Annotated in this window: 20 protein-coding genes; 8 read left to right on the top strand and 12 right to left on the bottom strand. The window is 66.9% G+C overall.

The genetic code is table 11. The annotated features are described in order from the left end of the window. Positions 1–35: 35 nt before the first annotated feature. The 5 genes from JL100_RS03530 (at position 36) to JL100_RS03510 (ending at position 6,799) form a co-directional block, all read left to right on the top strand. The gene (locus JL100_RS03530) at positions 36–1,172 is read left to right on the top strand and encodes a thiolase family protein (RefSeq protein WP_202682914.1); all 1,137 of its coding nucleotides are present in this window, start codon (positions 36–38) and stop codon (positions 1,170–1,172) included. A 29-nt stretch (positions 1,173–1,201) separates the two neighbouring features. Then, positions 1,202–3,547, top strand: coding sequence for a 3-hydroxyacyl-CoA dehydrogenase/enoyl-CoA hydratase family protein (locus tag JL100_RS03525; protein ID WP_202682913.1), 2,346 nt, complete (start codon positions 1,202–1,204; stop codon positions 3,545–3,547). A 47-nt stretch (positions 3,548–3,594) separates the two neighbouring features. Next, positions 3,595–5,391 carry an acyl-CoA dehydrogenase C-terminal domain-containing protein gene (locus JL100_RS03520; RefSeq protein WP_202682912.1) on the top strand — a complete coding sequence of 599 codons (1,797 nt, stop codon included), beginning with the start codon at positions 3,595–3,597 and terminating at the stop codon, positions 5,389–5,391. Positions 5,392–5,404: 13 nt separating this feature from the next. Continuing rightward, positions 5,405–5,920, top strand: a complete 516-nt coding sequence (locus JL100_RS03515; protein WP_202682911.1) for a thioesterase family protein — start codon at positions 5,405–5,407, stop codon at positions 5,918–5,920. Positions 5,921–6,145: 225 nt separating this feature from the next. Next, positions 6,146–6,799, top strand: a complete 654-nt coding sequence (locus JL100_RS03510; protein ID WP_202682910.1) for a LuxR C-terminal-related transcriptional regulator — start codon at positions 6,146–6,148, stop codon at positions 6,797–6,799. Between the two features lie 31 nt (positions 6,800–6,830). Here the strand turns inward: JL100_RS03510 and JL100_RS03505 are convergent, their stop codons facing one another. Next, complete coding sequence (locus JL100_RS03505) at positions 6,831–8,546, bottom strand: long-chain-fatty-acid--CoA ligase (RefSeq protein WP_202682909.1); 1,716 nt, start codon at positions 8,544–8,546, stop codon at positions 6,831–6,833. Positions 8,547–8,928: 382 nt separating this feature from the next. On the opposite strand from JL100_RS03505, the gene JL100_RS36655 reads away from it, so the two are divergent. After that, positions 8,929–9,603 (top strand): cold-shock protein, encoded by a 675-nt coding sequence (locus tag JL100_RS36655; protein WP_323378397.1) that lies wholly within the window; start codon positions 8,929–8,931, stop codon positions 9,601–9,603. Positions 9,604–9,649: 46 nt separating this feature from the next. On the opposite strand, the gene JL100_RS03490 is transcribed toward JL100_RS36655, so the two are convergent. The 4 genes from JL100_RS03490 to JL100_RS03475 all read right to left on the bottom strand — a co-directional run bounded on the left by JL100_RS03490 (position 9,650) and on the right by JL100_RS03475 (position 15,920). Continuing rightward, on the bottom strand, positions 9,650–10,876 hold the full coding sequence (locus JL100_RS03490) for a sensor histidine kinase (protein WP_202682908.1): 1,227 nt from the start codon (positions 10,874–10,876) through the stop codon (positions 9,650–9,652). 278 nt (positions 10,877–11,154) lie between these two features. Beyond that, the gene (locus JL100_RS03485; RefSeq protein ID WP_323378396.1) at positions 11,155–12,324 is read right to left on the bottom strand and encodes an osmoprotectant NAGGN system M42 family peptidase; all 1,170 of its coding nucleotides are present in this window, start codon (positions 12,322–12,324) and stop codon (positions 11,155–11,157) included. A gap of 60 nt (positions 12,325–12,384) precedes the next feature. Further along, entirely contained in the window at positions 12,385–14,145 is a 1,761-nt protein-coding gene (gene ngg, locus JL100_RS03480) for an N-acetylglutaminylglutamine synthetase (protein ID WP_202682906.1), read from the bottom strand. A 2-nt stretch (positions 14,146–14,147) separates the two neighbouring features. Next, positions 14,148–15,920 carry an N-acetylglutaminylglutamine amidotransferase gene (locus JL100_RS03475; protein ID WP_202682905.1) on the bottom strand — a complete coding sequence of 591 codons (1,773 nt, stop codon included), beginning with the start codon at positions 15,918–15,920 and terminating at the stop codon, positions 14,148–14,150. 519 nt (positions 15,921–16,439) lie between these two features. Between JL100_RS03475 and JL100_RS03470 the strand changes: the two genes are divergently transcribed. Continuing rightward, complete coding sequence (locus tag JL100_RS03470) at positions 16,440–17,114, top strand: OmpW/AlkL family protein (RefSeq protein WP_202682904.1); 675 nt, start codon at positions 16,440–16,442, stop codon at positions 17,112–17,114. Positions 17,115–17,858: 744 nt separating this feature from the next. On the opposite strand, the gene mnhG is transcribed toward JL100_RS03470, so the two are convergent. Genes mnhG through JL100_RS03435 form a run of 7 tightly spaced genes read right to left on the bottom strand, consistent with a single transcriptional unit; the run spans position 17,859 to position 23,829 of the window. After that, a complete protein-coding gene (gene mnhG, locus JL100_RS03465; protein WP_202682903.1) occupies positions 17,859–18,239 on the bottom strand; it encodes a monovalent cation/H(+) antiporter subunit G in 381 nt (126 codons plus the stop codon). Then, positions 18,236–18,550 carry a monovalent cation/H+ antiporter complex subunit F gene (locus tag JL100_RS03460; protein WP_202682902.1) on the bottom strand — a complete coding sequence of 105 codons (315 nt, stop codon included), beginning with the start codon at positions 18,548–18,550 and terminating at the stop codon, positions 18,236–18,238. The genes mnhG and JL100_RS03460 overlap by 4 nt, the downstream gene beginning before the upstream one ends. After that, positions 18,547–19,020, bottom strand: coding sequence for a Na+/H+ antiporter subunit E (locus JL100_RS03455; protein WP_202682901.1), 474 nt, complete (start codon positions 19,018–19,020; stop codon positions 18,547–18,549). Before JL100_RS03455 ends, JL100_RS03460 begins: the two co-directional genes overlap by 4 nt. Next, the gene (locus JL100_RS03450) at positions 19,017–20,561 is read right to left on the bottom strand and encodes a Na+/H+ antiporter subunit D (protein ID WP_228421054.1); all 1,545 of its coding nucleotides are present in this window, start codon (positions 20,559–20,561) and stop codon (positions 19,017–19,019) included. Before JL100_RS03450 ends, JL100_RS03455 begins: the two co-directional genes overlap by 4 nt. Further along, positions 20,558–21,046: a Na+/H+ antiporter subunit C gene (locus tag JL100_RS03445; protein ID WP_202682900.1), complete on the bottom strand. Its 489-nt coding sequence runs from the start codon at positions 21,044–21,046 to the stop codon at positions 20,558–20,560. Before JL100_RS03445 ends, JL100_RS03450 begins: the two co-directional genes overlap by 4 nt. Continuing rightward, positions 21,047–21,466, bottom strand: coding sequence for a Na+/H+ antiporter subunit B (locus JL100_RS03440; protein ID WP_228421053.1), 420 nt, complete (start codon positions 21,464–21,466; stop codon positions 21,047–21,049). Beyond that, a complete protein-coding gene (locus JL100_RS03435) occupies positions 21,463–23,829 on the bottom strand; it encodes a putative monovalent cation/H+ antiporter subunit A (RefSeq protein ID WP_202682899.1) in 2,367 nt (788 codons plus the stop codon). Before JL100_RS03435 ends, JL100_RS03440 begins: the two co-directional genes overlap by 4 nt. 234 nt (positions 23,830–24,063) lie before the next feature. Between JL100_RS03435 and JL100_RS03430 the strand changes: the two genes are divergently transcribed. Further along, positions 24,064–24,261: a hypothetical protein gene (locus JL100_RS03430; protein WP_202682898.1), complete on the top strand. Its 198-nt coding sequence runs from the start codon at positions 24,064–24,066 to the stop codon at positions 24,259–24,261. Positions 24,262–24,264: the final 3 nt, after the last annotated feature.

Genomic DNA, 24,264 nt, shown 5'->3' with positions numbered 1-24,264 from the left:
ACCAGAATCCGAACAGTCGGTGAGGAGCTAGCACCATGAAGAACGTGGTCATTGCCGGGTACGTCCGGTCGCCGTTCCACTTCGCCAGCAAGGGCAAGCTGGCCCGCATCCGGCCGGACGATCTGGCGTCCCAGGTGGTCAACGGCCTGCTGAAGAGAACCGGCGTCGATCCGAACGAGATCGAGGACATCATCCTGGGCTGCGCCTTCCCGGAGGGCGAGCAGGGCTTCAATATCGCCAAGCTGGTCGGCATGCTGTCGGAGCTGCCCCAGAGCGTCGCGGGGACCACGATCAACCGCTTCTGCGGCTCGTCCATGCAGGCGATCCACATGGCGGCGGGCGCCATCCAGATGGATGCCGGGCACGCCTTCATCGCCGGCGGAATCGAGAGCATGAGCCGGGTGCCCATGCTGGGCTTCAACCCGATGCCCAACCCGAAGCTGGCCGAGAGCAACCCCGGCGCCTACATGCCCATGGGCATCACCGCCGAGAACCTGGCGATGAAGTTCCAGTTCACCCGCGAGGCCCAGGAGGCCTTCGCCGTGGAGAGCCACCGCAAGGCGGCGGCGGCGCAGGAGTCCGGCCGGTTCGACGACGAGATCGTGGCGATCGAGACGCCCGACGGCATCGTGGACAAGGACGGCTGCATCCGCGCCGACACCAGCGCCGAGAGCCTGAAGTCGCTGAAGGCCGCCTTCCTGGCGGAGGGGACGGTCACGGCGGGCACCGCGAGCCCGCTGACCGACGGATCGTCGGCAACGCTGGTCACGTCGGAGGAGTTCGCCCGCGCCCACGGGCTGCCGGTGCTGGCCCGGATCAGGTCGATCGCCGTGTCCGGCTGCGACCCGACCATCATGGGCTACGGCCCGGTGCCGTCCACCGAGAAGGCGCTGAAGCGGGCCGGCATCACCGTGAAGGACCTGGACATCGTGGAGAGCAACGAGGCCTTCGCGGTGCAGGCCCTGTCGGTGGCGCAGGCGCTGGGCTTCGACGGGGCCAAGGTGAACCTGGACGGCGGCGCGCTGGCGCTGGGCCATCCGCTGGGCGCCACGGGTGCCCGCATCACCGGCAAGGCGGCGCAGCTTCTGAAGCGCGAGGGCGGGCAGTTCGCGCTGTCCACCCAGTGCATCGGCGGCGGTCAGGGCATCGCCACCGTCCTGGAAGCGGTCTGAGCCAAGAGCGGAAACGGAGGAGAGCCCCCATGGAAATCCGCAGCGCCGCCGTGATCGGCGCCGGCGTGATGGGCAGCGGCATCGCCGCGCACATCGCCAATGCCGGCATTCCGGTCTTCCTGCTCGACATCGTGCCGCAGGAGGTCAAGGACGGGCGGGGTAATGATCGCAGTGTGGTCGCCCGCACCGCGATCGACAGGATGCTGAAGACCGAGCCGGCGCCCTTCATGCACAAGCGCAACGCTCGGCTGGTGACGCCCGGCAACATCGAGGACGACCTGGAGAAGCTGGCCGGGGTGGACTGGATCGTCGAGGCCGTGGTCGAGAACCCGGCGGTCAAGGCGGACCTCTATGCCCGGCTGGACGCGGTGCGGAAGCCGGGGTCGATCGTTTCCTCCAACACCTCGACCATCCCGCTGAAGAATTTGGTCGAGGGGCGGGGCGACGGGTTCGCCCGGGACTTCATGATCACCCACTTCTTCAACCCGCCGCGCTATATGCGGCTGCTGGAATTGGTCGCCGGGCCGGACACGCGGCCCGAGGCGGTCGAGGCCCTGAGCCGCTTCGCCGACGTGCGGCTGGGCAAGGGCGTGGTCCGGTGCAAGGACCGGCCGGGCTTCATCGCCAACCGGATCGGGACTTACTGGATCCAGGCCGCGATCAACCAGGCGATGGACCTGGGGCTGACCGTGGAGGAGGCCGACGCCGTCGTGGGGCGGCCCATGGGCATTCCCAAGACGGGCGTGTTCGGGCTGGTCGATCTCGTCGGGCTGGACCTGATGCCCTATGTCAGCCGCTCGCTGCTGAACACCCTGCCGGCGGACGACCCGTACCGGGCGATCCACCGGGAGCCGGAGCTGTTCACCCGCATGATCGCCGAAGGCTATACCGGGCGGAAGGGCAAGGGCGGCTTCTACCGGCTGAACAAGGCTGGCGGCGGCCGGGTGAAGGAGGCGATCGACCTGGCGACGGGGCAGTACCGCCCGTCGGAGAAACCTTCGCTGGAGAGCGTGGGTGCGGCGAAGCAGGGGCTCCGGGCGCTGGTCGAGCATCCGGACCGGGGCGGCACCTATGCCCGCCGGGTGCTGGTGGACCTGCTGGCCTATGCCGCCTCGCTGGTGCCGGAGATCGCAGACGACGTGACCTCGGTCGATCAGGCGATGCGGCTGGGCTACAACTGGAAGTTCGGGCCGTTCGAGCTGATCGACCAGCTGGGGGCGGACTGGCTGGCCGGGGCGCTGAGGGACGAGGGCAAGCCGGTGCCGGCGCTGCTGGAGAAGGCCGCGGGCAAGGGATTCTACCGGACCGAGGGCGGCAGGCTGGAGTTCCTGACGGTGGACGGGAGCTATGCCGAGGTGGTGCGGCCCGAGGGCGTGCTGCTGCTGTCCGACATCAAGCGCGGGTCGAAGCCGATCAAGCGGAACGGTTCGGCCGCGCTGTGGGACATCGGCGACGGGGTCGCGTGCCTGGAGTTCACCGGCAAGATGAACGCGCTGGACGGCGACGTGATGGCGCTGATCCAGAAGGCGATCGGCATGATCGGCGACGGCACGGGCGAGTGGAAGGCGCTGGTCGTCCATAACGAGGGCGACAATTTCTCGGTCGGCGTCAATCTCGGGCTGGCGCTGTTCGCGGTCAACATCGCCCTGTGGCCGCAGGTGGAGCAGTCGGTCCAGGAGGGACAGGAGACCTACAAGGCGCTGAAATACGCCCCCTTCCCCGTGGTCGCGGCGCCGTCGGGCATGGCGCTGGGCGGCGGCTGCGAGATCCTGTTGCATTGCGACGCGGTGCAGGCCCATGCCGAGACCTACATGGGGCTGGTCGAGGTCGGCGTCGGGGTGATCCCCGGCTGGGGCGGCTGCAAGGAGATGCTGACCCGCGCGACCTTGAACAGGAAGCGGCCGGGCGGGCCGATGCCGCCGATCGCCCAGGTGTTCGAGACGATCAGCATGGCCAAGGTGGCGAAGTCGGCGGACGAGGCGCGCGACCTGATGTTCCTGCGCCCGACCGACGGCATCACCATGAACCGCGACCGGCTGCTGGCCGACGCCAAGGCGAAGGCGCTGGAACTGGCGGAGAACTACGCCCCGCCGGAGCCGGTGACGCTGCGGCTGCCGGGGCCGACTGCGCGGGCTGCGTTGCGGATGGCGGTGGACGGGTTCCACCAGCAGGGCAAGGCGACGGACCACGATGTCGTCGTGTCGGGCGCGCTGGCCGAGGTGCTGAGCGGCGGCGACACCGACATCACGGAGGAGGTGGACGAGGACCGGCTGCTGGAGCTGGAGCGCGAGAGCTTCATGAAGCTGGTCCGGAGCCGCGCCACGGTCGCCCGGATCGAACACATGCTGACCACCGGCAAGCCGCTGCGCAACTGAGGGAAACCGGGGTCAGACCACCATCGAGATACCAAGGGACTTGAACCATGCCGACCTACAAGGCGCCTCTGGACGATGTCCGTTTCGTGCTCAACGAAGTCTTCGCGGTCGGCAGGCTCGCCGAGCTGCCGGGCCATGAGGACCATACGCCCGACCTGATCGAGGCGGTGCTGGAGGAAGGGGCGAAGTTCGCCGAGAACGAGCTCCAGCCGCTCAACCGCTCCGGCGACGAGGAGGGCTGCCACTACGAGAACGGCGTGGTGCGGACGCCCACGGGCTTCAAGGAAGCCTATGCGCGGTTCATCGAGGGCGGCTGGACGGGGGTTTCCTGCGATCCGGACTATGGCGGCCAGGGGCTGCCGCATGTGGTGAACTTCATCCTGGAGGAGTTCATCTGCTCGGCCAACCTGTCGTTCGGCATGTATCCCGGCCTCAGCCACGGCGCCTACAACGCGCTGTCGCTTCACGGGACGGACGAGCTGAAGCGGGCCTACCTGCCGAAGCTGGTGGACGGCACCTGGTCGGGCACCATGTGCCTGACCGAGCCCCACTGCGGCACCGACCTGGGCATGATCCGCACCCGCGCGGTGCCCGACGGGTCGGGCGACGGCAGCTATTCGATCACCGGCACCAAGATCTTCATCTCGGCCGGGGAGCATGACCTGACCGAGAACATCCTGCACCTGGTGCTGGCGAAGCTGCCGGACGCGCCGGCCGGGACGCGGGGCATCAGCCTGTTCCTGGTGCCCAAGTTCCTGCCGCGCGAGGACGGCACGCCGGGCATGCGGAACGGCGTGATGTGCGGCTCGATCGAGCACAAGATGGGCATCAAGGCGTCCTCGACTTGCGTGATGAACTTCGAGGGCGCCAAGGGCTGGCTGGTCGGGCAGCCGCACAAGGGCATGCGCGCCATGTTCACCATGATGAACGCGGCCCGGCTGGGCGTCGGCATCCAGGGGCTGGGCCTCGCCGAGGTCAGCTACCAGAACGCCGTGACCTATGCCCGCGAGCGGCTCCAGGGGCGGTCGCTGACGGGGGCCAAGGCGCCGGACAAGCCGGCGGACCCGATCATCGTCCATCCCGACGTGCGCAAGACCCTGCTGACCATGCGGGCCCACACCGAGGGGTGCAGGGCGCTGGCCGCCTGGGTCGGCATGAACATCGACGTGTCCATCAAGCATCCCGACCCGGAGGTTCGGCGCGAGGCCGACGACCTGGTGGCGCTGATGACCCCGGTGGTGAAGGCGTTCTTCACCGACCACGGGTTCGACGCGACCAACATGGGCATGCAGCTGTACGGCGGGCACGGCTATATCCGGGAATACGGGATGGAGCAGTTCGTGCGCGACGCCCGGATCGCCCAGATCTACGAGGGAACCAACGCGATCCAGGCGCTGGACCTGGTCGGGCGCAAGCTGCCCCAGGACATGGGACGGCTGCTGCGCCGGTTCTTCCACCCCGTCTCGGAATTCCTGGAGGAGACCCAGGAGGATCCGGAACTGCTGGAATTCGTGATCCCGCTGGCCAAGGCGTTCGGCAAGCTCCAGCAGGCGACCGCGCTGGTCGCCCAGAGGGGCATGAAGAACGCGGACGAGGCGGGGGCCGCCTCCACCGATTATCTGCGGATGTTCGCGCTGGTGGCGCTGGGCTACATGTGGCTTCGCATGGTCAAGGCGGCGAAGGAGAAGCTGCCCGAGGCGGACGGCCGCGCCGGGTTCTACGACAGCAAGGTCAAGACCGGGCGGTTCTACATGACCAAGCTGCTGCCCCAGGTCAACGGCCTGTTCCTGACCATCATGGCCGGCTCCCAGGTGCTGATGGACATGGACGCCGACGCTTTCTGAGGGCGGCGCCGAGATGAACCTGGTCTTCCGCATGATCAAGGTCCTGCTGGCCGCCCTGTTCGGGCGGCGGCGGGACCTGATGGACGAGTCGGTCCTGACGTTCCGGGTGTGGCCGAACGACCTGGACGTCAACCTGCACATGAACAACGGCCGGTACCTGACCATCATGGATCTCGGCCGGATGGACCTGATGATCCGCTGCGGGCTGGCGCGGCCGATCATCAGGAACCGCTGGATGCCGGTGCTGGGCGGGGCCAGCGTCCGGTTCCGGCGGTCGCTGAAGCCGTTCGAGCGGTTCAGGCTGCACACCCGCGTGCTGGGCTGGGATGCGAAGTGGGTCTACATGGAACACCGCATCGAGTCGATGGACGGCCGAGTCGCGGCGCACGCGACGGTGCGCGGGCTGTTCAAATCCCGCGCAGGAACGGTCGAACCGGCCGAAATACTGCGACTCCTGGGCCGGGACGTCGAATCTCCGCCTATGACCCGGCCGTTCCCCCTGCCCGCCCCTATGACCGAAGAGATATGATCATAAGATAAAATCAGCCCCATCCGATATCCTCCCGACTACAGGCATATTCCTTTGGCTGCATTAATCTGTGATTTAACTGCCACATTAACCAACCCTCCTATGATAAAATTGCACAAGTAGGATTGGCAGAGTTTATTAACGAACAAAATAGTATGCTTCCGAACGTGGATACCTCATAATTGCGTATGCGATAGTGGGCCAAAACGGGAAAGGGGCAAAGAGATGCGTATTTTGATCGGGGACGACCACGCGCTGTTCCGCGAAGGACTGAATCGTCTGCTGGAGCAGATTTTTTCGGACGCAGACTATATCCAGGCGGCGACCTACCAGGACGTCATGGCGCAATGCTCGGGAAGCGAGCCGCCCGACCTGATCCTGACCGACCTCCAGATGCCGGGCTGGCCCGGTTTCGACGGCATCCGCCAGATCAAGGCGCTGCTGCCCAAGACCGCCCTGGTGGTGGTGTCCGCGTCCGAGAGCGGCGCCGACGCCCGGCAGGCGATCGAGCACGGCGCCGGCGGTTTCATCCCCAAGTCGTCGAGCGTCCAGATCATGGTCAGCGCGCTGCAGCTGGTGCTGGCCGGCGGCGTCTACGTGCCGCACGCCCTGATGAACGCGTCCGGGACCAGCGGCCTGACCAGCGTGCCGCGCGACCACGCCGTCGTGGCCGAGCCGGCCCCCGGCGTCAGCCTGACCCAGCGCCAGCGCGACGTGCTGGGCTGCCTGCGCGAGGGCAAGTCCAACAAGCAGATCGCCTACGAGCTGGGCCTGTCCGAGGGCACGGTGAAGATCCACGTGACCGCGATCTTCAAGTCGCTCGGCGTCAAGAACCGCACCCAGGCGGTGATCAGCGCATCCCGCTACGCGATGCGCTGACCGACGCCCCCGCCCCTCTCCGGTCCTGCCGTCAGCCCTCCGGGACCTGACGGCTGGAACGGCGGGCTTCCTCCTCCTCCAGCAGCGCCTTGCGGGACAGCTTGCCGATCATGGTCTTCGGCAGCTCGTCGCGGATCTCCAGGTGCTTGGGGATCTCGATGGGCGACAGTTTGTCGCGCAGGAACTCCGTCAGGTCCTCGCGCGTCAGCCCGTGGCCCTCGGTCAGCTTGACATAGGCCTTGACGGTCTGGCCCCGGTAGGGGTCCGGCACGCCGGCGACCACGCATTCCGCGACGGCGGGATGCAGGTAGATCGCCTCCTCCACGTTGCGCGGATAGACGTTGTAGCCGCCGCACAGGATCATGTCCTTGATCCGGTCGACGATGAAGGTGTAGCCGTCCTCGTCCAGGTACCCGACGTCGCCGGTATGCAGGCGGCCGTCGGCCAGCGCGTCCGCGGTCTCGGCCGGGCGCTTCCAGTATCCCTTCATCACCTGCGGGCCGCGGATGCAGACCTCGCCCTTCTCGCCCAGGGGAACCAGGCGGGAGCGGTCGTCCAGGCTGACGATCTCGATCACGGTGCCGGGCAGCGGGATGCCGATCGAGCCGGCCTTGTTGACCCCGTACATCGGGTTGGCCGTGGCGACCGGGGAGCTTTCCGACAGGCCGTAGCCCTCGACCAGCTTGCAGCCGGTCTTGGTCTCGAACGCGTGCTTGACCTCCACCGGCAGGGGCGCCCCGCCCGACAGGCAGAAGCGGATCGACGACAGGTCGTAGGAGCCGATGTCCTTGTGGTTGACGATCGCGGTGTAGATGGTCGGCACCGCGGGGAACAGCGTCGGCTTCTTGGACTGGATCAGCCGGATCACGGTGTCCAGCTCGAACCGGGGAACCAGCACCATCTCGGCGCCGAGCACCAGCGGCAGGTTCATCACGCCGGTCATGGCGAAGACGTGGAACAGCGGCAGCACGCCCAGCATGCGCTCCTGCCCCGGCTTGGCGTCGGTGCACCACAGGCGCGACTGGATGGCGTTGGCGTAGATGTTGGCGTGGGTCAGCATGGCGCCCTTGGGCACGCCGGTGGTCCCGCCGGTGTACTGGAGCACGGCCACGTCCTCCGCCGGGTCGATCTCCACCGGGGCGGGCCGGCCGGCATTGGCGATCAGCCTGGCGAAGGCGAGGTGCCGGTCGTCGGACGGGATGCGCGCGACGTCCTTGCGCTTGACGATCGGAAACAGCCAGTTCTTCGGGAAGGGCAGGATGTCGGCCATGCGGGCGACGACGACCCGCTTCAGCCGGGTCTGCCCGAGCATCTTGGCGATCTTGCCGTAGAGCACCGCCAGGTCGAGCGTGACCATGATGTCGGTGTCGCTGTCCTCGATCTGCTTGGCGATCTCCCGCTCGGCGTAGAGCGGGTTGAAGTTGACCACCGTGCCGCCGGCCTTCAGCACCGCGTAGTAGCAGATCACGAAGTAAGGCGTGTTGGGCAGGAACAGCCCGACCTTGCTGCCCTTCCCCACGCCCATGTCCTGGAAGCCCTTCGCCGCCTTGTCGACCAGGGCGCCGACCTGTGCGTAGGTGTAGCGCTTGTCCATGAAGTCGATGCACGGCCGGTCGCCGAATCGGGCGACCGCATCGTCCATGAGGCGGTGGAGCGGCGCCGTCGGGATCTCGGCGTTCCAGTCGATGTCCGCGGGGTACGAACGCGCCCACGGGTGCTCTGCGAGCTTCGCTGCCGGATCGGCCATTCCATCTGTCTCCCTGCTGCCCATCGTCGCCGCGGCCTTATAACGCGCCCTCCGGGTCGCCGCCGCTTGCCGTCCCCGGCCCGGGAGCGGGCTTTCCGCTTTCCGGGCCGGTCCAGGTGGTTTCAGGCTAATTGCCGTTTACGTAAAGGTCAAGATCAACCCGAACCGTCGATTTTTCGCGGAATTCGGCTGAAATCGTATGGACCGGTCTGTCCAAAGAAGAAAAGAACCAGCGGACAGAGTAGGGTGAACAAAAAATTACACTGGAGACTCAAATTTTTCTGTGCATAAAATCATTGCGGGGGCAAGCCAGGGGGAACAACCGGTGCTGCCCTCGAAGGTGTTAACCGCGCGCGGCGCTGGATTCGAAGGTTCTGCACACTTGTCTCGCTTCAGTCAGCACAACGCCATGTCGTTCGACGATGGCGCCCAGGCTCGGGCCCTGGTGAAATGGTTCAATGTAACCAAGGGCTTTGGTTTCGTCGCTCCGGTTGACGGCTCTCCGGACGCATTCCTCCACATCTCGGTGTTGAACAGGGCAGGCCTGCAGGAGCTGAGCGACGGCACCGAGATCCTGTGCACGATCAGCCAGGGGCCGAAGGGTCCCCAGGTCACCCGGATCGTCGAAGTGGTCGGCGGCGCGCCCGTCTCGGCCCGTCCCGCCGGCGGCGACCGCTACGGCGACCGTGGCGGCGACCGCGGCTACGGCGGAGGCGACCGCTACGGCGACCGCGACAGCTATGGCGGCGGCGACCGCTACGGCAGCGACCGCGGCGGCTATGGCGGCGGTTACGGCGGCGGCGACCGCTATGGCGACAGCGACTACGGCGCGTCCTCGGGCGGGCCGGAGGTCGAGATGTCGGGCACGGTCAAGTGGTTCAAGCCGGACAAGGGCTTCGGCTTCGTCACCGCCGACGACGCGAGCAAGGATGTCTTCGTCCATAAGAGCGTGCTGCGCCGCTGCGGCCTGATGCAGCTGGAAGCCGGCCAGCGCGTGCAGATGCGGGTCCAGGACGCCGCCAAGGGCCGCGAAGCGACCTGGATCATGCCGCTCTGAGTCTTTGCGCCGGGGGCCGGCCGGACCTGTCGGGGGCCGGCCGGCCTCACGGAAGCCCCGCGGGCACGCGCACCCGGGCCTCGGTGAAACCGTCTGCCCGATAGCTCAAGCTTCCCCCGACCTGTTCCACCAGCGCGGTGACGATCCGGAGTCCGGCCTTGCCGGACGCCTGCGGGTCGAAATCCTTCGGAAGCCTTCCCCCCGAGTCCCTCACCGACAATCCAAGGCTGCCGTCCGCCTCCGAGTCGAGCCGGACCAGGACGTCGCAGCCGGCGTCGCCCCGGCAGCCATGCAGCACGGCATTGGTCGTCAGCTCGGTCATGATGATGGCCAGCGCGACGGCGGTCTCCACCGGGACGACGGCCGGCGCGGCGCGGACCGAGACGCGATCCTCGGCCGCCAGCGTCCGCGCCAGTTCGCCGGCGAGGCCGGGCAGCAAGGTCGAGAGGTCGAGGGCCGTGACGGCTTCCGCCTGGAGCAGCCGCCGATGGACTTCGCCCAGCGCCATGATGCGGTTCTGGGCTTCCCGGAAGGTCCCGAGCAGCCGGGGATCCCTGATCTGCGCCGCCTGGAGCTGAAGGAACGCGACCGCGATCGCGAGGCTGTTCCCGACCCTGTGGTTCAGCTCCCGCAGCAGGATCGTCCGCTCGTCGATCATGTCGGTTTCCCGCCGCGCCATGCGGGCCGCCTGGCCGAGCAGGACGCCCAGGATCAGGACCTTGGCGAAACCGAGCGCCCCTCCGCCATACAGGACGCCGTCGCCCAGCAGATCGATCCAGGCGACCCGCTCGCGGAGATCCGCCTCCTGGTCGGCCTGAAACGCCTCGATGCGCCGGTCGACGGCGTCGGCATCGTCGGGTCCGTCGGGCGCCTCCAGCCTCTCCCGGACGAACCGGACGAGCCGCTCCAGTTCCGGGCGGTTCGCGTCGTCGTCGGCCGCCACCAGGGAGAGGGTCGAAAGCGCCTCCCCGGCTTCGGCGATGCGCGAGCGGCGGAGGTCCGGCCGCTCCGCTTCGGGAACCGCCGCCAGGTCGAAGGCGCCCCGCAGGGCCTCCAGGGCGACGCGCGCCTCGTAGGTGGTCCGGATCGCCTGTTCCCGGGATTCCACCTCGTGGAACAGCAGCAGGAAGACCGCGGTGAGCCCAGATACGAAGACCACCGTCAGGACTGCCACGAACCGCAGCCGCCGGGTCAGGGAGCGCGCCAGCAGCTGGGATCGATCGGGTTCCCGGGACACCGCGCCTTGGCCGAACAGGCCTGGCTCAATCGTCAAGAGACACCCTTGAATTTTCCAAAAAACTCAAACAAAGAGTTACCCATCGCCTCAGTAAAACTCGTACCGAATGGGAAATAGAACACAAGAGGCCGGAAATCCCTTCCCCGAACGGATAGATTTTTTATACTCCGGCAGAGAAAAACCATCCTGCGAAACGCAGGATGGTGGCGACAATTCGCTATCTCTTTGAAAATAGAAGCCGAACGCTGGCGGATATCTGCCGACGCCCCTGGGGCGGCGGGAATGCCGCAGTACCCGGGGACGGAGGGCGCGGCCTACTCGGCCGCTTCGGCCGGTTCGGTCTTCTGGTGCGGAAAGCCGGTCAGCGGGCCCATGGCATGGCGGTCGCGCTCGAAGGTGACGTCGCTCTGCATGTAGAGCGCCACCAGCTCGGCCAGGGAGCGCAGCGCGTGGACATGGGTGCGCTCGTAGCCGTGGGAGCTGTCAACGCCGAAGCAGACCAGGGCGGTGCGGATGTCGTTGCCGGCTTCGATCGCGGCGGCGCTGTCGCACCGGTAGAAGCGGAAGATGTCGCGCTGGTGCCGGATATCGTGGTCGGAGCACAGGTCCAGCAGCTTGTGGGTCAGGTGATAGTCGAACGGGCCGGTGCTGTCCGCCATCGCGATGGTGACGCCCGATTCGCGGCTGTTCTGCCCCGGCGCCGGGGTCGCGTTATCGATGGAGACCATCTCGGCCACGTCGCCGTGCAGGACCGACGAGGCGCCGGACCCGACTTCCTCGGAGATGGTCAGGAGCAGGTGGCAATCGACCGGCAATTCCACGCCCGAGTCGATCACCGCCTTGGCCGCCCCGAACAGCACGGCGACGCCCGCCTTGTCGTCCAGGTGGCGGGAATTGATGAAGCCGTTGGGCTGGAACTCGGGCTGCGGGTCGATCGCGACGAAGTCGCCGACATTGAAGCCGTGCCGGATCAGATCAGCCGTGTTGGAGCAGACCGCGTCCACCCGGACCTCCAGGTTGGTCCAGGCGACGGGCTGGGTGTCGATCTCCTCGTTGTAGGTGTGGCCCGACGCCTTCAGCGGCAGGATCGTCCCACGGTAGGAGCCGTGGTCGGTCAAGATGGTGCAGCGGGCACCCTCGGCGAACCGGGCGGACCAGGTGCCGATGGCGACCACCTCCAGCCGACCGTTGGACTTCAGGCCCTTCACCTGGGCGCCCAGCGTGTCGACATGGGCGACGATCGCCCGGTCCGGGCTGTTGAGCCGGCCCTTGATGTCGGCGCGGATGGCGCCGCGCCGGGTCAGCTCGAAGGGAATCCCCAGCCGCTTCAACTCGCGCCCGCAGAAATGCACGATCTCGTCGGTGTAGCCGGTCGGGCTCGGGATCTTCAGCAGGCTTTCCAGCATGGACAGGACGTAATCCATGTCGATCGCCGGCCGGGCCGGGGGCAGGGGCGCCTGGCCGTCAGGCCGGTTCGAAGCCACCGCCTGCGGCCTATCGGAAGGTATGCCTTGCATCAGATTGAGCTTCTCGCTTCGTTATCTCTATCCATTGGACAGTAGCTTGGTATTGGGAAACAGAAGGTCAACGAAACGTTCGGCCGTCGGCTGAGGTTCATGATTGGCGAGGCCCGGCCGCTCGTTCGCCTCAATGATGACATAGTCGGGCTCGGTCACCGACGGCACGAGGAAGTCGAAACCGACCACGGGTATATCCAAGGCCTTGGCGCCGGCGATGGCGGCATCCACCAGCGTCCTGTGCAGGCGGTCCGTGACATCGTGAATAGTGCCGCCGGTGTGGAGGTTGGCGGTCTTGCGGACCGGCAGGACCTGTCCTTCCGGCAGCACGTCGGTCATGGAGAAGCCGTTGGCGGCGACGCAGCGCTCGGTCTCGGCATCCATGGGGATGCGGCTCTCGCCGCCGGTCGCGGCGGCACGGCGCCGGCTCTGGGCCTCGATCAGCTCCCGGACGGTATGCTCGCCGGTTCCCGTCACTTCGGCCGGCCGGCGGATCGCCGCGGCCACGACGCGATAGTCGATCACGATGATCCGCAGGTCGTCGCCCTGGAAGAACTGCTCCAGCAGCACGGTCTCCGCGTGGTTTCGGGCCTCCGCCACCGCCTTGGCGACCGCTTCCGGCGTGCGGACGTCGACGGTGATGCCCTTGCCCTGCTCGCCCCGCGCCGGCTTGACCACGATCGAGCCGTGATTTTCCAGGAAGGCGGCGTCGTCCTCCGGTTTGCCGGCCGCCTGCTGGGCCGGCACCCTCAGCCCCGCCTTGACCATCAGCCGGCGGGTGACCGCCTTGTCGTCGCAGCGGCTCATGGCGACCGCCGTGGTCAATTCGCTGAGGCTCTCCCGGCAGATGATCGACCGTCCGCCGTAGCTGAGCGCGAAGTAGCCGCCCTCGGCGTCCACCACGTCCACCCCGATGCCGCGGCGCCGGGCCTCGTTGATGATGATCATGGCGTAGGGATTGAGCGTCTCGTCGGGCGGCGGCCCGACATAGAGCTTCTCGTTGATCGAGTTCTTCGTCTTCAAGGCGAACACCGGCACCCGCTGGAACCCCAGCTTCTCGTAGAGGGCTATGGCATTGACGTTGTCGTGCATCACGGACAGGTCCATGAAGCTGCGGCCGCGCGCCTGGAAATGCTCGGCCAGCGTCCGGACCAGGTTCTCGCCGATGCCGGGGAACGAGGCCTGCGGATCGACAGCCAGGCACCACAGGGACGAGCCGTTCTCCGGGTCGTTGAAGGCGCGCCCGTGATCGACGCCGGTGACCGAGCCGATCACGCTGTTGGTCGCCTGGTCGACCGCGACGAAATAGGTGAGCACCCGGCTGTTGCGCTTGTCGTGGAAGAAGTGGGGCGGGACCTGCACCATGTTGCGGGCGGCATAGATGCGGTTGATCGCCTCGGCATCCTCCACCGTGCGCAGCCGGCGCACCGTGAAGCCGCGCGGCCGGCGCCGGCTCGGCCGGTAGTTCTCCAGCCAGAGCCGGTAGGTGTGCGACGGGTCGAGGAACAGCTCCTGCGGCGCCAGCGACAGCGCCACGTGGGGATCGCGCAGGTACAGCGCGATGTCGCGCCGGCCCTGCGTCTCCTCCCGCAGCGCCTTGGCCAGCTCGGGCAGGTCGGGGAAGGTGTGGGCGAAAAGCAGCCGGCCCCAGCCGCAATCGACCGTCGCGTTCTCCTCGTAGCCGGTCTGGTCGGGATGGTGCTGGTCGCGCGAGTACCAGTTGCGGAGCGACGGCGCATTGCGCCGCTCCAGACGATGCTGCGACCTTGGGTTGGGAGGCTGGGTCATGGTCAGATGCCGTGTGTCTGGAGCCAGAATTCCAAGAGGGCGACCTGCCAGAGCTTGGAACCGCGCAGCGGCGTGATGTGGCTGTCGGGCTCGGCCAGCAGGCGATCCACGTAGTCCCGCTGGAACAGCCCGCGCTGCCGCGCCTTGGGTTCGTTCAGCACGTCGCGGACGAGGTCCAGGTACGGTCCGCGCAGGTATTTCAGCGCCGGCATGGGGAAATAGCCCTTGGGCCGGTCGATCACCTCCGACGGGACGACTCGGCGCCCGGCCTCCTTCAGCACGTATTTGCCGCCCTCGGCGATCTTCAGCTCGGGCGGGACACGGGCCGCCAGCTCGACCAGATCGTGGTCGAGGAACGGGACGCGGCCTTCCAGCCCCCAGGCCATGGTCATGTTGTCCACCCGCTTGACCGGGTCATCCACGAGCATGACGCTGGTGTCGAGCCGCATCGCCTTGTCGATCGGCCGGTCGGCGCCGGGCTGGGCGAAGTGGCGCTCGACGAAGGCGCGGCTGTGGTCGTCGCCCAGCATGCGCGGATCGAGCACCCGGGCCATCTCCGACTGGTCGCGGTCGAAGAAGACGCGCGCATAGTCGGACACCGGGTCGCGGCTCTCCAACATGGGCGGATACCAGTGGTAGCCGCCGAAGATCTCGTCGGCCCCCTGCCCGCTCTGCACGACCTTGACGTGCTTCGCCACCTCCTGCGACAGCAGGTAGAAGCCGATCGCGTCGTGGCTGACCATCGGCTCCGCCATGGCGCGGACGCAGTTCTGAAGTTCCGGCAGGGTCCGGCTGCTGTCCACGAACAGCTTGTGGTGGTCGGTCTCGAACCGCTCGGCGATGATGTCGGAATACTGGAACTCGTCGCCGCGCTCGTTGCCGACGGTCTCGAACCCGATCGAGAAGGTCTGGAGGCCGTGCTGCCCGGCCTCGGCCAGCAGCGCCACGATGATCGAGCTGTCCAGCCCGCCCGACAGCAGCACGCCGACCGGCACGTCGGACACCAGCCGCCGCTCCACCGCCTTGCGCAGGGTCTCCAGGACGAGGTCCTGCCAGTCGCTCTCGGACAGGCTCCCGTCACCCGCCCGCGGGCCGTAATTCACGGTCCAGTAGACCTCCTCGCGCTTCGTGCCGTCGGGCTCGACGGTCAGCAGCGTCGCGGGCGGCAGCTTGCGCACGCCCTTCAGGATGGTCATGGGAGCCGGCACGACGGCGTGGAAGCTCATGTAGTGGTGGAGCGCCACCGGATCGATGTCGGTGTCGATGCCGCCCGCGGCGACCAGGGCCGGCAGGGTCGAGGCGAACCGGATCATGCCCGGCGTCTCGGCCAGATACAGCGGCTTGATGCCGAGCCGGTCGCGGCCCATCACGACCCGGCCGCTCTCGCGTTCCCAGATCGCGAAGGCGAACATGCCGTACAGCTTCTCGACGAAGCGTGGCCCCCAGGCATGATAGGCCTTCAGCATCACCTCGGTGTCGCCGTGGGAGAAGAACCGGTAGCCCTCCCCCTCCAACTGGGCGCGCAGTTCCGGGTAATTGTAGATGCAGCCGTTGAACACGATGGTCAGGCCCAGGGCCGGGTCGACCATGGGCTGCTGGGCGGCGTCGGACAGGTCGATGATCTTGAGGCGGCGGTGGCCGAACGCCACCCGGCCCTGCGCGAAGGCACCCGCGCTGTCGGGGCCGCGCGGCGCCAGCACGTCGGCCATGGCATTGACCGCCCTGCCGTCGGCGGCGCTTCGATCGAGCCTTATCTCACCGCAAATGCCACACATGGGTTGTCTGATCTCCTGCTTGTTGGTCGGCCCGCGACGATGTCGAAAGCACCTCTGGTCAAGGGGAGCGTCACCCTGTCGCGGGCAACACCGGGGCAGCGGAAGCACGTTTCGGTGCTCGGTCACAGCTTAAACACATTGCGGGCAATTAGGTTCGAAAGACACCGACGCAGTATGCGCCGTCTGCCTTGATAGTAAAAACTACCGAATCCGATGCGCACCACCGGGCTCCAAAGTTATCAGGGCGGTAAAGATCAGCCGTTTACTATGTGTGCATCCTGATCCCTGCTGCACAAAAAACATACATTTTAGAAATGCTGCGGCGCGATCGGCCATTTTCGCCGAATTCCGCCGACCCGGCGTGCTTTCCCCTATCCCGCTGCAAAAGCTCATGACGCAAACTGTATGCGTGCCAAACAAATATGCCTTTCTAGTCACGATATGCCGATTGTGATAGAGAGCCATTCTTACGAGAGAAGTTTCGTTCCAAGAAATTCGAAGAACAATGGAGTACTGAGAATGGTTCGTTCCTGGCGTGTCGCCTGTGCCGTTTCTGCCCTGACTGCAGCCCTGTTCGCCGCCGGCACCCCGGCCCCGGTCAGCGCCCAGGAAGCCGCCGCCTTCAAGCCCAAGGCCGCCGGCGACATCAACATCCGCCTGCGCGGCATCGGCGTGATCCCGACCGAGCGCGGCGACATCAAGACGGCGGGCGGTGTCGACACCACCCTGAACACCCGGCTCGGCAACGCCTATGTTCCGGAAGTCGACGTTTCCTACTTCATTACGGACAACATCGCCCTGGAACTGATCGCCGCGACCACGAAGCACGACGTGGACGCCTCCAACGGCCTGGACCTGGGCAGTGTCTGGCTGCTGCCGCCGACCCTGACGGCGCAGTACCACTTCGCCCCGAAGGAGCGGTTCAGCCCCTATGTCGGCGCCGGCGTCAACTACACCATCTTCTACAACGAGTCGAAGGGTGCGCTGCGTTCGATCAGCTACGAGGACGGCTTCGGCTTCGCCCTCCAGGCCGGCATCGACTACGCGATCTCCGGCCCGTGGTCGCTGAACGTCGACGTCAAGAAGCTGTGGCTGAGCACCGACGTCAAGGCCAACCTGGGCGGCACCGCGCTGAAGGCCGACGTGGACATCAACCCCTGGATCTTCGGCGTCGGCCTCGGCTACCGCTTCTAAGCCGGACCGCACCGTCGGATCGCGGAGAATGCGGGCTTCGGCCCGCATTTTTCGTTTGGGCCGCCGGTCCTTTCAAGGATGAATACGGATCGGCACGGCTTCACCGTCGTGGAGAAAAATGCAGGTCGGGTAGAGCGAAGCGGCACCCGACGCAATCCGGCGAGTTGATGTCGGGTGCCGCTTCGCTCTACCCGACCTACGGGGCACCCCTTTTTCGTTCATGCGCAAACCGGCATGAGGGAGTTTGCACGTGGATGACCGGATCAAGTCCGGTCATGACGAAGAGGGAGTGTCGCTGCCCGTGATGATCGCCTTTGCGGTCCGAGCGAAACCGTGCCGGACAGCCGGGGATGTTCTTTTCCTTCATGCGCGGGCTTGACCCGCGCATCCACGCGCAAACCGGCATGAGGGAGTTTGCACGTGGATGACCGGATCAAGTCCGGTCATGACGAAAAGGGAGTGTCGCGGCCCGTGACGATCGCTTGCGCGGTCCGAGCGAAACCCTGCCGGACAGCCGGGGATGCTCTTTTCCTCCATGCGCGGGCTTGACCCGCGCATCCACGCGCAAACCGGCGTGATGGAGTTTGCACGTGGATGATCGGATCAAGTCCGGTCATGACGAAAAGGGAGTGTCGCCGCCCGTGACGATCGCCTTTGCGGTCCGAGCGAAACCGTGCCGGACAGCCGGGGATGTTCTTTTCCTCCATGCGCGGGCTTGACCCGCGCATCCACGCGCAAGCTCCCTCATTGGTTCTCGGGATAGACCTTCGGGCGGTCGGCGGCGCGGCTCTCGTATTCCCCGCGGACCTCGTCCACCACGGTGCCCGACCACAGCTTGACGCCGGTGATGTAGGCGGCGCGGCCGATCATGTGGGAGGCGACCGGGACGGTCAGGAGCAGGAAGAAGATGGCGGCGACGGCGCGGGCGATGATCTCGTCGGTGCCGTACAGGACCGCCACCGCCAGCAGGATCATGCCGGCGCCCAGGGTGCCGGCCTTGCTGGAGGCGTGCATGCGGATCAGGACGTCCGGCAGGCGCAGGACGCCGAGCGCGCTGATCAGGGAGAAGGCGGCGCCGCCCAGCAGCAGAACGCCGGCCAGGATCTCCAGGACGGTGCCGATCATGGTCCGGGCTCCTCGATCTTGCGTTCATGGCGTCCGCGCCGTTCCAGGAAACGGGCATAGGCGACGGTGCCGAGGAAAGCCACCAGGGCCAGCGCGATGGCGGCGTCCAGGAAAACGGGCTTGTCCTCCCGGATCGCGAACAGGGCGATGACGCCGACCGCCAGCAGGGTCAGCAGGTCCAGCGCCACGATGCGGTCGGGCAGCGAGGGTCCGCGGACCAGCCGGACGAAGGCGATCAGGATCGATATCAGCAGGACGATGAAGGTGATCTCGATAGACCAGTTGAGGAAGGGCGACAGGTCGCTTCTCATCGCGTCAGCTCCAGCAGGCGGCGCTCCATGCCGTTCTTGATCTCGGCCCGCACCTTCTCCGGGTCGTCGATGAACATGGCGTGGACGTACAGGGACTTGCGGTCGGGCGCCACGTCGAGCGTCAGGGTGCCCGGCGTCAGCGTGATCAGGTTGGCGAGGAGGGTGATCTCCAGGTCGGTCCTGGCGTCGATCGGCACCCGCACCACCCCCGGCCGGGCATAGATCGGCGGGGTCACCACGTCCCAGGCGACCTTCAGGCTGGACACCACCAGCTCTTTCAGGAAATAGAAGAAGAAGCCGATGATGCGCCACAGCTTCCAAAAATACGGGTCGTTGCCGAACACCGGCCGCGCGATCCACAGCACGGCGTAGCCGACGACGAACCCGATCATCAGGCCGCCCATGCTGAAACTGGCCGTGACGGCCTGCCAGACGATCGCCAGGGCCAGGTTGAACATGAACATGGTCATGGCTGCGCTCCCGCTTGCTGCGCGCCCGGCGATCCCGCCCCGGGTCCCAGCACGGCCTCGATATAGGGGGCAGGCGCCAGCAGCTCGGCCGACGCGCGGGTCGCCAGGTCCAGGAACGGCTGGGTCCAGAGGCCGATCGCGACGGTCAGGGCCGCGAACACGACGATCGGCCCGACCAGCAGCACCCGCTCGGTGGCGGTCAGGTCCGAGATGGACAGGACCCTGACGTCGCCGCCGGGATGGGGTTTCCAGAAGGCCTCGCCCCAGATCTTGGTCATGGAGAACATGGTCAGCAATCCCACCAGGATCGCGGTCGCGGCGATCGCGTAGGACCCGATCTCCAGGCTGGCCCGGATCAGCACCAGCTTCGCCCAGAAGCCCGACAGCGGCGGGATGCCGGCGAGGCTGAGCGCCGGGATCAGGAACAGCACCGCCAGCAGGGGCGACGCCTTGTAGAGCCCGCCGATCTTCTTCAGCTCCATCGACCCGGTCAGCCGCTTCGCGACCCCCGCCACCAGGAACAGGTTGGTTTTGACGATGATGTGGTGGACCAGGTAGAAGACCGCGCCGATCAGCCCCAGGGGCGTATAGAGCGCCAGGCCCATCACCATGTAGCCGATCTGGCTGATGATGTGGAACGACAGGATGCGGCGGATCTCGTTCTGGGCCGCGGCGCCGAGCACGCCGGTCACCATGGTCAGGCCGGCCACCACCAGCAGCGCCGTATGGGTATAGGCGACGTCGCCGGTGAAGATCAGGGTGAAGGTCCGGACCAGGGCATAGACGCCGACCTTGGTCAGAAGCCCGGCGAAGATCGCGGAAACCGCCACGGCCGGCGTGTGGTACGAGGCCGGCAGCCAGAAGAACAGCGGGAACACCGCCGATTTGATGCCGAACGTGATCATGAACAGGACGGCCACCGTGGTGACCAGCCCCTGCTGCTCGACCTGAGGCAGCCTGACCGCCAGGTCGGCCATGTTCAGCGTCCCGGTCAGGCCGTAGAGGATGCCGACCGCGATCAGGAACATGACCGTGGCGACCACGTTGACCACGGCGTACTTGATGGCGCCGTCGAGCTGTTCCTTCTCCGCCCCCAGCGCCAGCAGCGCGAAGGAGGCGATCAGCATCACCTCGAACCAGACATAGAGGTTGAACAGGTCGCCGGTGATGAAGGCCCCCGTCACGCCGGTCAGGAGCACGTGGTAGAGCGGGTGGAAGCCGTTGCGCTCCCGGTCCTCGTTGATGTCGGACAAGCTGTAGAGGCCGACGCCAAGCCCCATGATGCCGGTGATCAGCACCATCACGGCGCTGAGATGGTCGGCCACCAGGGTGATGCCGAACGGTGCCGGCCATTCGCCCATCTGCCCGGCCAGGATGCCGCCCTGCCAGACCTGGGCCATCAAGAGTATCGCGCTGACGAGATGGAGTCCCGCGCCGGCGGCGCTGACCGCGCGCTGGGCGGCGCGGTTGTTCCACAGCATGATGGCGAGCACCGCGGTCGTCATGGGGACCACGATGGGAGCGATCAGGTACCAGCTCACGATGCGTCGCTCCCGGCCGGTTCACGCCCGGCGGGTTCACTCCCGACAGACTCACGTATGTTCTCTACACGGTGCGAGGCGTCCCGGACCTGGGGGCGGCGCGGCTCCTCGGGTTCGGGGATGTCCTGGTCGGGGTGCGGCGGCTCGGCCAGGCGCATCCGGTCGCTGTCGACCGTGCCCAGCTCCTGGTAGCCGCGATAGACCAGCACCAGCGCGAAGGCCAGCAGGCCGAAGCTGATCACGATGGCGGTCAGGATCAGGGCCTGGGGCAGCGGGTTGGAGTAGACGCCGGTCAGCTCCTTGGCGCCCGGGGCGATCAGCGGCGGCAGCCCCTCGGTCATGCCGCCGGCCGCGAAGATCACGAAATTGGCCGCGTTGCTGAGCAGGATGAGGCCGAACAGGACGCGCACGAGGTTGTGGCTGAGCAGCAGGTAGACGCTGCCGGCCGCCATGAATCCCAGGGTGAAGGCCATGAGGGTTTCCACCTACACGTCCTCCTCTTCCAGGGACAGCACGATGGTCAGCACCGCGCCGATCACCACCAGGAAGACGCCGACGTCGAACAGCAGCGGCGTGCCGACATGGAACGCCGCATCCCCCTCGCCCCAGTGCAGCCACTGGCCGGTCAGGAAGGCATCGCCCAGGAACGCCGACCACAGGCCGGCGGCGATGGCGCACAGCATCCCGGCGCCGACGATCGCCTTGGGATCGAAGACCAGCACCTGGCGGAGGGCGGCGGGACCATAGGCGATGGAATGGAGCGCGAAGGCGCTGGCGGCGATCAGGCCGCCGATGAAGCCGCCGCCCGGCTCGTTGTGCCCGCGCAGCAGGATGAAAAAGGAGAAGAGCAGCATCAGGCTGAGCAGGAGCCGGGTCGCCGTCCTCAGGATCAGGCTGTCCATCATGGCCGTTCTCCGGTCCGTTCGGTTTGGGGAAGGGCCGTCCCGGGCATCTTGCCCCGGGGGCGGGCCTTCAGCAGGGCGAAGGCCCCCAGCCCCGCGGTCGCCACCACCAGGATCTCGCCCAGGGTATCGACCGCCCGGAAATCCACCAGGATCACGTTGACCACGTTGCGGCCGAAGCCCTCGACATAGCTGCGGGTCGCGAAATACTCGCTGAGGTCCAGCGGGATGGGCAGGTCGATGACCGCCAGCATCACCGCCGTGACGACTGCGCCGAAGGCGATCGAGATGACGGCGTCGCGGGCGGCGCTTCGCCGGCTGGGCCGCTGGAACGCGGTCAGCCGCGGCAGGCGGGCCAGGACCAGCGCCACGATGATGACCACCAGGGTCTCGACCATGAATTGTGTGATCGCGACGTCCGGGGCGCCGTAGAGCAGGAAGATCAGCGCGATGACGACGCCGACCACGCCCAGCGACAGGATCGCGACGAGGCGCGACTTGGCCACGACCGCGGCGGAGGTCGCCGCGATCACGGTCAATGCCAGGACCCAGGCGGTATAGGGCGCCTCCAGCACCGAGACGGAGGGCATGGTGAAGGCCCGGTGGATCACCATGGTGGCGCCGATCGCCACAGTCGTGAAGCCGATGGTGAACATCACGTAGTGGCGCAGATAGCCGGACTGGATAACCCGCGTCTGCCACCAGGCGACGCCGACCAGCCCCTTGAGGATGCGGTCCCACCCGCCGTCGGAGTCGTAGCCCAGCGCGCGCGCGACGCCGTCGAGCGCCGCCTTGACCCGGGACCAGCCGACATAGAGTGCCGCGCCGAGCGCCACGGTCACGATGCTGAGCCCCAGCGGGGTGGTGAAGCCGCCCCAGAGATAGATGTGGACATCGACCGCCTGCCCCGCCAGCGAGGCGGCCACGGGCGCCACGAACAGGCGCTCCAGCACCCCGTGGAACACGCCGAGGCCCAGGCCGACCGCGGACAGGACGACGGGGCCGAGCCACAGGCTGACCGGCGCCTCGTGGGCATGCTTCGGCGTCTCGACCTTGGGTCCCAGGAAGGGCTTGACGAAGACGAGGCCGGCGGTGACCAGCATCAGGGCGTTGGACGCCAGCATCGCCAGGGTGGCGATCCAGCCGAGCGCCGCCATGCCGTCCCCGGCCATGCCCACCGTGCTGGAATACATGAATTCCTTGCCGAGGAAGCCCAGGAACGGCGGCAGCCCGGCATTGGACATGGCCGCCAGGCCGACCGCGGCGGCGGTGACCGGCATCAGCTTCAACAGGCCGCCGAGCTGGCCGACCTCCCGCGTGCCGGTCTCGTGGTCGATGGCCCCGACGCCCATGAAGAGCGCGCCCTTGTAGCAGGCATGGGCGAGCAGGTAGACGGCGAAGGTCTCCACGGCGTAGGTGCTGCCGATACCGATCAGCATGGTCAGCTGGCCCAGCGCCGTGATCGTGGTGTAGGCGAGGATCCTCTTCAGGTCGGTCTGCCGGACCGCCAGGATGGCGCCCAGCAGCGAGGTGAAGGCGCCGAAGCTCACCAGCGTGTAGATCCAGACCTCCGTCCCGCCCAGGGTCGGGGCGAGTCGCGCCATCAGGTAGACGCCCGCCTTGACCATGGTGGCCGAGTGCAGGTAGGCGCTGACCGGGGTCGGCGCGTCCATCGCGTTGGGCAACCAGAAATGGAACGGGAACTGGGCCGACTTGGTGAAGGTGCCGACCAGGATCAGGATCAGGATCGCGAGATAGAGCGGATGCTCGCGCAGCAGGTCGCTCTGCCCGGCCAGTTCGCTCAACTCGAAGCTGCCGCCCACGATCCCGAGCAGGATCAGCCCGGCCATCATGACCAGTCCGCCCAGCGAGGTCACCAGCAGCGCCTGGAGCGCCGACCGGCGCGACTTGGGGCTGTCGTGCAGGTAGCCGATCAGCAGGAACGACGTGACGCTGGTCAGTTCCCAGAACACGATCAGCGAGATCACGTTGTCGGCCAGCACTACGCCGAGCATCGAGGCCATGAAGGCCAGGATGTACAGGAAGAACCGGGGCAGCATGGGATCGCCATGCAGGTAGCCGCCGCAATAGATCACGATCAGCGTGCCGATGCCGCAGACCATCAGCGCGAAGGTCAGGCTTAGGCCGTCGAGATAGAACGACAGGTTGACGTCGAGGCCCGGAATCCAGGGCACCACCTCGCGGACCACGCCGCCGGCGGCGATTTCGGGGACGAATCCCGCGAACCAGACGGTCAGAGCCGCCGGGACGATGGCCAGGATCCATCCGCCCAGTTTCGGCGATCTGCCTGCGACAATTGGTGCTACCAGCGCCCATGCAAAGATGCCGAGAATAGCACTCAGCATCGGCGGAGTTCCTCCGCGGGTTCCATGCTTCCCCCTGCCCACCGGCTGGCTGTTGATTTCATTCAAAAAGACTGGCGCTATATGGGGCTCGGCCCGCTTGTTTCAACCGCGCGGGTTTTATTTGCATTTTAAGAATCCTCCCCTTCAGTCGGGCCAGCGACAGCTTGCCACGGGCGAGCCGAAATCCGTACGCCTATAGTCGAGGCAAGAGAGACAGAGTTGCAGGGGTGTTAGATGTCCGACCGCGCTATCGTGGCGCTGGGAGTGTGGCTCCTATCGCTCGTACTCATGGGCACCGCCACGATCGGGATCGCCATCGCCTTCTACATCGGCCTCGGCACGATGATGGCGGCGCTGGCGGCGATCCTCTTCATCGCCTCCCGCAGGAGGGCCGGCGGACGGCACGCCGGCGCCCGCCCCAGGGGGGCGTAGTCC

Origin of the sequence: Skermanella mucosa (assembly GCF_016765655.2) — a bacterium.
Taxonomy (GTDB): Bacteria; Pseudomonadota; Alphaproteobacteria; order Azospirillales; family Azospirillaceae; genus Skermanella; species Skermanella mucosa.
This window is presented reverse-complemented; position numbering and strand designations above follow the sequence as displayed.

Bases quoted from the DNA above. Each gene is read 5' to 3' on its own strand.
- JL100_RS03470 (WP_202682904.1), top strand. From the start codon at position 16,440: ATGGTTCGTTCCTGGCGTGTCGCCTGTGCCGTTTCTGCCCTGACTGCA.
- JL100_RS03505 (WP_202682909.1), bottom strand. From the start codon at position 8,546: ATGGCCGATCCGGCAGCGAAGCTCGCAGAGCACCCGTGGGCGCGTTCG.
- JL100_RS03435 (WP_202682899.1), bottom strand. From the start codon at position 23,829: ATGCTGAGTGCTATTCTCGGCATCTTTGCATGGGCGCTGGTAGCACCA.
- JL100_RS03455 (WP_202682901.1), bottom strand. From the start codon at position 19,020: ATGACCATGTTCATGTTCAACCTGGCCCTGGCGATCGTCTGGCAGGCC.
- JL100_RS03475 (WP_202682905.1), bottom strand. From the start codon at position 15,920: ATGTGTGGCATTTGCGGTGAGATAAGGCTCGATCGAAGCGCCGCCGAC.
- JL100_RS03525 (WP_202682913.1), top strand. From the start codon at position 1,202: ATGGAAATCCGCAGCGCCGCCGTGATCGGCGCCGGCGTGATGGGCAGC.
- JL100_RS03460 (WP_202682902.1), bottom strand. From the start codon at position 18,550: ATGAGAAGCGACCTGTCGCCCTTCCTCAACTGGTCTATCGAGATCACC.
- JL100_RS03520 (WP_202682912.1), top strand. From the start codon at position 3,595: ATGCCGACCTACAAGGCGCCTCTGGACGATGTCCGTTTCGTGCTCAAC.
- JL100_RS03510 (WP_202682910.1), top strand. From the start codon at position 6,146: ATGCGTATTTTGATCGGGGACGACCACGCGCTGTTCCGCGAAGGACTG.
- ngg (WP_202682906.1), bottom strand. From the start codon at position 14,145: ATGACCCAGCCTCCCAACCCAAGGTCGCAGCATCGTCTGGAGCGGCGC.
- JL100_RS03515 (WP_202682911.1), top strand. From the start codon at position 5,405: ATGAACCTGGTCTTCCGCATGATCAAGGTCCTGCTGGCCGCCCTGTTC.
- JL100_RS03430 (WP_202682898.1), top strand. From the start codon at position 24,064: ATGTCCGACCGCGCTATCGTGGCGCTGGGAGTGTGGCTCCTATCGCTC.
- JL100_RS03530 (WP_202682914.1), top strand. From the start codon at position 36: ATGAAGAACGTGGTCATTGCCGGGTACGTCCGGTCGCCGTTCCACTTC.
- JL100_RS03440 (WP_228421053.1), bottom strand. From the start codon at position 21,466: ATGATGGACAGCCTGATCCTGAGGACGGCGACCCGGCTCCTGCTCAGC.
- mnhG (WP_202682903.1), bottom strand. From the start codon at position 18,239: ATGATCGGCACCGTCCTGGAGATCCTGGCCGGCGTTCTGCTGCTGGGC.